The organism is Synechococcus sp. H60.2 (genome assembly GCF_047462315.1).
GTDB lineage: Bacteria > Cyanobacteriota > Cyanobacteriia > Thermostichales > Thermostichaceae > Thermostichus.
Window position 1 is genome coordinate 1 of record NZ_JANSIZ010000142.1, and the last position, 1,707, is coordinate 1,707.

At 63.4% G+C, this 1,707-nt stretch carries 2 protein-coding genes; both read left to right on the plus strand.

Annotated elements, in window-relative coordinates:
• A partial coding sequence (gene cas10, locus NW845_RS12765) for a type III-B CRISPR-associated protein Cas10/Cmr2 (protein WP_414378800.1) occupies positions 1–1,565 on the plus strand: 1,565 nt, incomplete at its 5' end.
• The coding region (locus tag NW845_RS12770) for a type III-B CRISPR module-associated Cmr3 family protein (RefSeq protein ID WP_414378801.1) at positions 1,562–1,707 on the plus strand (146 nt) is incomplete at its 3' end. The genes cas10 and NW845_RS12770, both read left to right, overlap by 4 nt.

Below are 1,707 nucleotides of genomic sequence, written 5' to 3' on the forward strand. Positions count from 1 at the left end.
TCTCCGGCCTGGGGCCGGTGGTTCACCCTTCCCCCAGGGATCGCTGGATTGGCGAAGGGGAGAGCCGGCGGCTTTGGCAGCGGCAGGCGGGGCTTTTCGATGGCCGCGAGCAGCTCAACGCCACCGAAACCGTCAAGCGGGCCCTGGACAAGGTGTTGCCGGAGCTCTTTCCCAACCTCGATGAAGACAAGATTGCCGCTTCCTACCCCGATCTCACCGCCGGTGTGGCCGGCTACCTGAAAACCCACGGGCGACGGGAGCAGGAGCACTTGGAGCAAGCCTGCCGGGCCGTTGAGGCCATCCACCCCGGCATTCGGGAAGTGCTGCGGGAGATGCGCGGCAAGTGGGGGATCCCGTGGGCCGACCAGCAGAACCTACGCTACCACCCGCGGCTGCTCAACGCCGGCTGGCTGGTGGAAGACCTGGAAGTAGACGCAGCAACCCAGAAGCGCTGCCGCCAGGAGATAGAAGCCACCCTCAGCCGCTACTACCCCAGCATCAACCCCGCCAGTTGGTACGTGCTGGCCGCCGGCGATGGCGACGACATGGGCCAGTGGCTGAGGGGGGAGAAGATGCGACCCTACTACGACTACCTACCCCAGCCGCTGCAGCGCCTAGCCGATGGCTGCAAAGACACCATTGGCCAGGTCATCAACTCCGAGGAGCTCGACCAGGTCAAGGATGCCTTCGGCGAATTTGTCAAAAACAGCCGCAAGCGCATGGGCCCGGCCACCCACAGTGCCCTCAGCCGCGCCCTGTTGGATTTTTCCGGCCAGTTGGTGCCCTACCTCACCGAGCAGCGCTACGCCGGCAGGCTCATCTACGCTGGGGGAGACGACGTTTTGGCCTATACCAACCTCTGGGAGTGGGATGGCTGGCTCTGGGACATCCGCCAATGTTTCCGCGGCGGCGAAGACGACTGGCGGGAGTTCGCCAACGAAGGGGACTACTGGCAGTGGCAAAAGGCGCAGTTGCCGCCTGGCCTCAGCCGCCGCCCTCTTTTTACCCTGGGATCCCTGGCCAGTATTAGCTTTGGTGTGGTGATTGCCCACCACTCGGTGCCCTTGGCCATTGCCCTGGAAAATCTCTGGGAGGCAGAAAAAGGCGCCAAAGGGCAGGCCTATGCCCATGGCAGCCCCAAGGACAGCGTCCAGGTGCGGGTACTGTTTGCCAACGGCAACCAACTGGTGGGCACCAGCAAGTTCGACACCTTCGACAAGTGGAAAGACCTGCTGGATTTTGACTGGAAGTTGCTGGGCCAACAGCAGGATCAAAGCTCGCTGTTTGAGCAGGCTGCCCAGCTCTGGGAGCAGCACCCCGCCCCCAGCTTGGAAGCTGTGCCCGATTGGGCTCGCTTGTTCTGTAGCCGCCGGGATCTCTTTGGCGGCGAAAGCGAGCAGAGGGATCGCTTCCAAGCCAAGCTAATCGAGTTTATCCAGCACTTTTGGCAGCACAGCCTGCCCGCCCAGCCGGCAGCCTGGGATCTGGCCATCAAAAACTGGTTTAAGCTAGCGGCCTTTGTGCTGCGCAACCGCACCGTGAAATTGGGGAGGAACGGTCGATGAGTTGGTTTGTGCTCTCGCCTTTGGATGTGTGGATGTTTCGCGATGCCAGGCCCTTTGCGCCGGGGGAGCGGGCCTGGGCCACCAGCGGCTTTCCGCCCAGCGGCCACACCCTGGCCGGAGCCCTCCTGGCCCACCTGGGCCC